5 protein-coding genes are annotated in these 5,896 nt (G+C 61.3%); 1 reads left to right on the top strand and 4 read right to left on the bottom strand.

What is annotated here, in order from left to right; translation table 11 throughout:
• The 4 genes from mutL to A3754_RS18640 all read right to left on the bottom strand — a co-directional run.
• Nucleotides 1–998 (bottom strand): DNA mismatch repair endonuclease MutL (gene mutL / locus A3754_RS18655; protein WP_156497080.1); only part of this gene is annotated, 998 nt, incomplete at its 3' end.
• Nucleotides 999–1,100: 102 nt separating this feature from the next.
• A complete protein-coding gene (locus A3754_RS18650) occupies nucleotides 1,101–2,453 on the bottom strand; it encodes an N-acetylmuramoyl-L-alanine amidase (protein ID WP_082872346.1) in 1,353 nt (450 codons plus the stop codon).
• Nucleotides 2,454–2,473: 20 nt separating this feature from the next.
• Nucleotides 2,474–2,902, bottom strand: coding sequence for a tRNA (adenosine(37)-N6)-threonylcarbamoyltransferase complex ATPase subunit type 1 TsaE (gene tsaE, locus A3754_RS18645; RefSeq protein WP_063520901.1), 429 nt, complete (start codon nucleotides 2,900–2,902; stop codon nucleotides 2,474–2,476).
• Entirely contained in the window at nucleotides 2,899–4,437 is a 1,539-nt protein-coding gene (locus A3754_RS18640) for a bifunctional ADP-dependent NAD(P)H-hydrate dehydratase/NAD(P)H-hydrate epimerase (protein WP_063520900.1), read from the bottom strand. Before A3754_RS18640 ends, tsaE begins: the two co-directional genes overlap by 4 nt.
• Nucleotides 4,438–4,537: 100 nt before the next feature.
• Here A3754_RS18640 and queG point away from each other — a divergent pair, with 100 nt between their 5' ends.
• Nucleotides 4,538–5,593 (top strand): tRNA epoxyqueuosine(34) reductase QueG, encoded by a 1,056-nt coding sequence (queG, locus tag A3754_RS18635; protein WP_063520899.1) that lies wholly within the window; start codon nucleotides 4,538–4,540, stop codon nucleotides 5,591–5,593.
• Nucleotides 5,594–5,896: the final 303 nt, after the last annotated feature.

Here is a 5,896-nt window from a genome sequence, read left to right as displayed (position 1 = left end):
ACCCCGGCAATGGCGCGATGCAATGAGCTATACAGAAAACCATGTACCATCCGTTGTTCGCGGAAACGCACTTCGTGTTTGGTGGGGTGAACGTTCACATCCACCATGGCCGGGTCCAGCTCCAGAAACAGTACATAGGCCGGGTGGCGGCCGTGGTAGAGCACATCCGCATACGCCTGGCGCACCGCATGGCTGACCACCTTGTCGCGAATCACCCGGCCATTCACATAGAAATATTGCAGGTCCGCCTGGGAGCGGGAAAACGTGGGCAGGCCCATCCAGCCGTGCAGACGCAAGCCATCGCGCTCCACGTCCACGGCCACCGCCTGCTCCATGAAACCCTTGCCACACAGCTTGGCCACCCGCGCCGCCCGCAGGGTGTCATCCAGCCCGGCGGGCAACTGGTGAATCACTTTCTGGTTATGGGTGAGACGAAACGCGGTATTGAATTCACTCAGGGCAATGCGCCGAAACACTTCTTCGAGATGATTGAATTCGGTTTTTTCGGTGCGCAGGAACCGGCGTCGGGCCGGGGTATTAAAAAACAGGTCACGCATGGTCACGGTGGTGCCACGGGGGTGCCCCGCCGGCGATACCGTCGGCGCCATATCGCGCCCTTCCACGGTCACTTGCCAGCCTTCCGCTTCGCCTTCCACGTTACTGGCCAGGCTCAATCGAGAGACGGAGCTGATCGCCGCCAGCGCTTCCCCGCGAAAGCCCAACGTGCCGATGGCTTCCAGATCATCGAGGCCGCGAATCTTGCTGGTGGCGTGCCGGGACAGGGCCAGCGGCAAATCATCACGTTCGATGCCGTTACCGTTATCGCGCACCCGCACCAGTTTCACCCCGCCCTGCTCCACATCCACGCTGATGGATTCCGAGCCGGCATCCAGCGCATTTTCCAGCAATTCCTTGAGCACAGACGCAGGACGTTCAACCACTTCACCGGCGGCAATCTGGTTAGCAAGGCGGGAATCAAGCAGCTGAATCTTGGACAAAACAAATCCTTTAGAAAGTTATCTGTCCCGACACACAACGCTCACCCGGCACGCCTGGCGTTTAGCGTGCCGACATGATGCGTGCTGCATGCCAGCGGAATATTATGAACGCGGAATTTTCAGTACCTGGCCGACCATGATCCGGTCACCATCCATACCGTTGGCCGAGCGGATAGACTGCTCGGAAACACTGTACTGCCGGGCAATTTCCGACAGTGTATCACCGGGCTGAATACGATACTCATCACCCTGCTCACGGCGCTGGGCCGCATACCAGCTATTGGGTGCCGGGTGGCTGCGGAAATAGGCGTCAATGCCGTTAAGCACCGAGCGTGCCAGCTTGGTCTGGTGCGCCGAGGAGCGCAAATTCCGCTCTTCGGTGGGGTTGGAGATAAAACCGGTTTCCACAAGGATGGAGACCATTTCCGGCTCTTTCAGCACCGCAAAGCCCGCTTGTTCCACTTTGTCGCGGTTACCATGCAGCTTGGTGACTTTACCCATTTCCAGCAGCACCTGGCGGCCCAGATAGAGACTGCCGGCCATGGAGCCGTTCATCTGTAGATCCGCCAGCACGCTGTATAACGAACTGTCGTCTTCCTCTTCTTCATACACCCCGGCTACGCGGTCAGACTCGTTGGCGATCTTGGCAAGATAGCGGGCCCGGGCACTGGTGGCCCCCCGGTTGGACAGGGCAAACACCGAGGCGCCATGGGCGCGGGCGTCGGTGAAGGCATCCGCGTGAATAGAGACAAACACATCCGCACCGTGTTTTTCCCGGGCGATCTTGCGGCGCTCGACCAGAGGCACGTAGTAATCGCCATCGCGCACCATCACCGCCCGCATGCCGGCCTTGTCATTAACCAGCGCTTCCAGCTTTTTGGCAATCTGCAGAACAATGGTCTTTTCATAGGTGCCACTGGGGCCGCGGGCACCCGGATCTTCCCCGCCGTGCCCCGCATCAATGGCCACAATCATCAACCGCTGCGCCTTGGGCTCTACCGGCTTTTGCGGCTTGGGCTTGTCGGTTTTGGCGGTTTGCAGTTCCTTGTCGAACAGGTCCACCACCAGCCGCCAGCCGTGGGGCTCAATGGGTTTGAGCAGATTGGTGCGGGTGCGCACGGACTCTTTCATGTCCAGCACCACCCGGGTTTTATCGGTGTGCTTGCCTACCCGGATATTGGCAATGGGGCTGCTGGCGTAATCCAGCGTTTTCACGTCGAAATCCAGCGCCGCGTCTTGCAGATCGAGCACAACACGATCCGGGTTGGCCAGCTTGTCGAGTTTGTGATCCACCGGCGCGGGCAAATCGAACACGATCCGGGTGTGGTCCGGCGCCCGGTGCAGGCGCACGGAATCGATGGTGGTCTGGGCAAGCGCCAGCGAACTCCAGCACAACGCTGCCAGAGTGAAGAAAAATACCGATACGGTTTTCTTGTTGTGAATGCGAGTCGTCATAAACGTTTAGTCATAGGCGTTTAGTCACCAACCCATTCCAGGGTCGCTTTTCTTCCGTGGCCATGCACGGCCAGTGTAATGGTCAAATCCGGCGTTGGCACCACTCCCGCGCCCCGCTCCGGCCATTCCAGCAAACACAGGGAGCCGGCATCGAAATAATCCCGCACGCCAATCAGCTCCAGTTCTTCCGGGTCGGCCAGGCGATACAGGTCAAAGTGATAGATATGGACGCCAGCAATCTCGTAGGGTTCCACAATGGTATAGGTCGGGCTCTTTACGGCCCCTTCATGCCCCAGGCCACGGAGCATACCGCGAACCAGGGTGGTTTTCCCCGCGCCCAGGTCACCTTCGAGATAAACGCAGCCGCCCGCCGCCAAGCGGTGGCCCAGATCAGCGCCCAATGACAAGGTTGCCGCTTCATCCGGCAAATCGTAAAACTCCTGGCTCATTGCTTGTCTGCCCCTTGCGGCAATTCATGGCCTTGCAGCCTGTGGTTCAATTGCTGGCGCAACGCCCCGAGCAAATCGGTAGCCAGCAAGCCCCGCTCACCCTGCGCCGCCGCACAGTGGTCCGCCGCCCGGGCGTGCACCATGGCACCCAGGCGAGCCGCATCAAACCCGCTCAGCCCCTGGGCCCGCAAGGCGGCAATCACCCCGGTGAGCACATCGCCCATGCCTCCGGACGCCATGCCCGGGTTGCCATCGCGAATCAGCGCCCGGCCCGGCCCGGCCTCTGCGGGCTCGCCCTGCACCAGGGTACCCAGCCCCTTGAGCAGCACGGTACCGCCATAGCGAGCAGACAGACTGTCCAATGCGGCAAACCGGTCCTGCTGAATGTCGCCAGCGGACACTCCCAACAGCCGGCCCGCTTCACCCGGGTGCGGAGTGAGCACCCAATCCGCCGTGCCGATATCCGCCTGCCCGGCGATCAGGGTCAGGGCATCCGCGTCCACCACCATCGGCTTGCCCGTTGCCAGTGCCGCATCCAGCAAGCCTCGGCCCCACGCATCCAGCCCCAACCCGGGGCCAATGGCAATCACCGTGGCCGCCTCCATCAGCGCAACAGCGTCTTCCGGGCGATCCACCCCGCGTACCATGATTTCCGGCTGGCGGATCAAAGCCACCGCCACATGGGCCGGGCGTGTAATCAACGACACCTTGCCAGCCCCGCAACGGGCGGCGGCCTGGGCACTCATGACCGGCGCGCCGGCAAAACCATGATCGCCACCGATCACCAGCACATGGCCGTAATGGCCCTTGTGGCCATCTACCCGGCGGGCGGGCAAACGGTGCTGTAGCGTCTCGGCGCCGGGGCTTAGGCAGTCCGGCTGCATCTGGGCGTAAATATCTCGCCCCACCTGCAAATCGAAAAAACGCAGCGCACCGCAATGCAACGGCCCTTCGCCGGTGAGCAGACCCCGTTTAAGACCAATAAAGGTACAGGTCATCTCCGCCTGCAATACTGGCCCCAGGGGCATGCCGCTGTCGGCGCTGAGCCCCGAAGGAATATCCAGCGCCAGCACCGGAAGCGACAACCCATTCAGGGCGCGCAACAACGCGGCCACGTCATCACGCAACGGACCTTTGAGGCCGGTGCCCAGCAGACCATCGACCAATAGGTCCGCAGAATGCGGCAGGTCGGCCTGGGTGAGCGGTTGCATGGGAATGCCGACGGCCTGACAGCGCCGGGCCATGGTCAGGGCATCGCCCTTGAGCTGATCCGGTGCAGTGGTAAACCAGATCTGCGACTGCAGGCCGGCCTCCGCCGCCAGCCGCGCCACCACATAGCCATCGCCACCGTTGTTGCCGCCGCCACACAATATCGCCAGCTTGCCGGCTTGGGGCCAGCGCTCGCAGAGGGCATCAAAGGCCGCCTGCCCGGCCCGCTCCATCAGCTCGGCGCCCGGGGTGCCGGCGGCAATGGCCAGTCGGTCCAGCTCGCGGGTCTGCGCCGCGGTGTATAAAGCAGCAGGTAGCTCGGTCACCTGTTATCCTTCGCGTTATTTCGTGCGCCTCCCGTTTACCGGGGCGCCACAACACATTTCCCGCCATTATACGCACGAGAGCCGGTTGCCCCGAAACGTCATGGATCTGAATCAACTGAAAGCCCAAATCCAGCAATGGGGCCGCGAACTCGGCTTCCAGCAAATCGGTATTGCCGATACGGATCTGCACGCCGAAGAAGCACAATTGAAAGCGTGGCTGGCGAAAGGGTATCAGGGGCAAATGGAGTGGATGTCAGCCCACGGCAACAAGCGCTTTCGCCCGGAGGAGCTGGAACCGGGCACCCTGCGGGTGATTTCCGCGCGCATGGATTACCTGCCCCCGGACACCCAGCCGGTGAAATTGCTGCAACAGAAAGACAAGGCCTATGTGTCCCGCTATGCGCTGGGCCGTGACTATCACAAGCTGATCCGCAAGCGCCTGGCAATTCTGGCCAGCCGCATTCGCGAGGCAGTTGCCGACAGTGAGCTGGCACGGGCCTTTGTGGACAGCGCCCCGGTAATGGAAAAACCGCTGGCGGCGAAAGCCGGGCTGGGCTGGCAGGGCAAGCACACCCTGGTGTTGAACCGGGAAGCGGGCAGCTGGTTTTTCCTGGGGGAAATCTACACCGACATTGCCTTGCCGGTGGACACCCCCGGCGATGACCATTGCGGCAAGTGTAAAGCCTGCATCACCGTCTGCCCCACCGATGCCATTGTGGCGCCGTACGAGCTGGATGCCCGACGTTGCATTTCCTACCTGACCATCGAACACGAAGGCAGCATTCCCGAAAACCTGCGCAAAGGCATCGGCAACCGTATTTTCGGCTGCGATGACTGCCAGCTCATGTGCCCCTGGAATCGTTTTGCCCAGCACACCGGCGAAACCGATTTCCACCCCCGCCACGGGCTCGGCGACAGCGACCTGGTCTCACTGTTTTCATGGAGCGAAGAGGAATTTCTGGAACGCACGGCGGGATCGGCGATTCGTCGTGCCGGGTATCTGAAATGGCTGCGCAATATTGCCGTGGCGCTGGGCAATGCGCCCACCACCGAGGACATCGTGCAGGCGTTGAACTCCCGGATGGATTACCCAGATGAAACCGTGCGCGAACATGTGTTGTGGGCGCTGGAGCAGCACAGCGCGGTCAATCCCTGACAACGCTTCGGCCAACTTTCGCGCTCACGCGCGGTTCGCACCTCGAGAGGTACTTGTATGTTTGAATGCTCTTCCTGCAACCATGCAGGACTTGCCGGGGTGGAGGGACCAAAGGAGCATCTGACCCAAGGGTACAGACGGTAGGAGATTTGGCCCCACCCCGCACCTATTCATACGCCGATAAAGAATCCATCGGCTGAGTTGCACCTCAGACCGACGATACCTAGCAAGCCAGCGTTCAGGTGCGCCCCGACAAGCATGTGTAACCTAGCGCAAGGGTCTGTTCAGTGGCAATGCAAGTAG

This window comes from Alcanivorax sp. HI0083, from assembly GCF_001635175.1.
This window is presented reverse-complemented; position numbering and strand designations above follow the sequence as displayed.

Coding starts and splice junctions, on each gene's coding strand:
- A3754_RS18650 (WP_082872346.1), bottom strand. CDS start 2,453: ATGACGACTCGCATTCACAACAAGAAAACCGTATCGGTATTTTTCTTC.
- tsaE (WP_063520901.1), bottom strand. CDS start 2,902: ATGAGCCAGGAGTTTTACGATTTGCCGGATGAAGCGGCAACCTTGTCA.
- queG (WP_063520899.1), top strand. CDS start 4,538: ATGGATCTGAATCAACTGAAAGCCCAAATCCAGCAATGGGGCCGCGAA.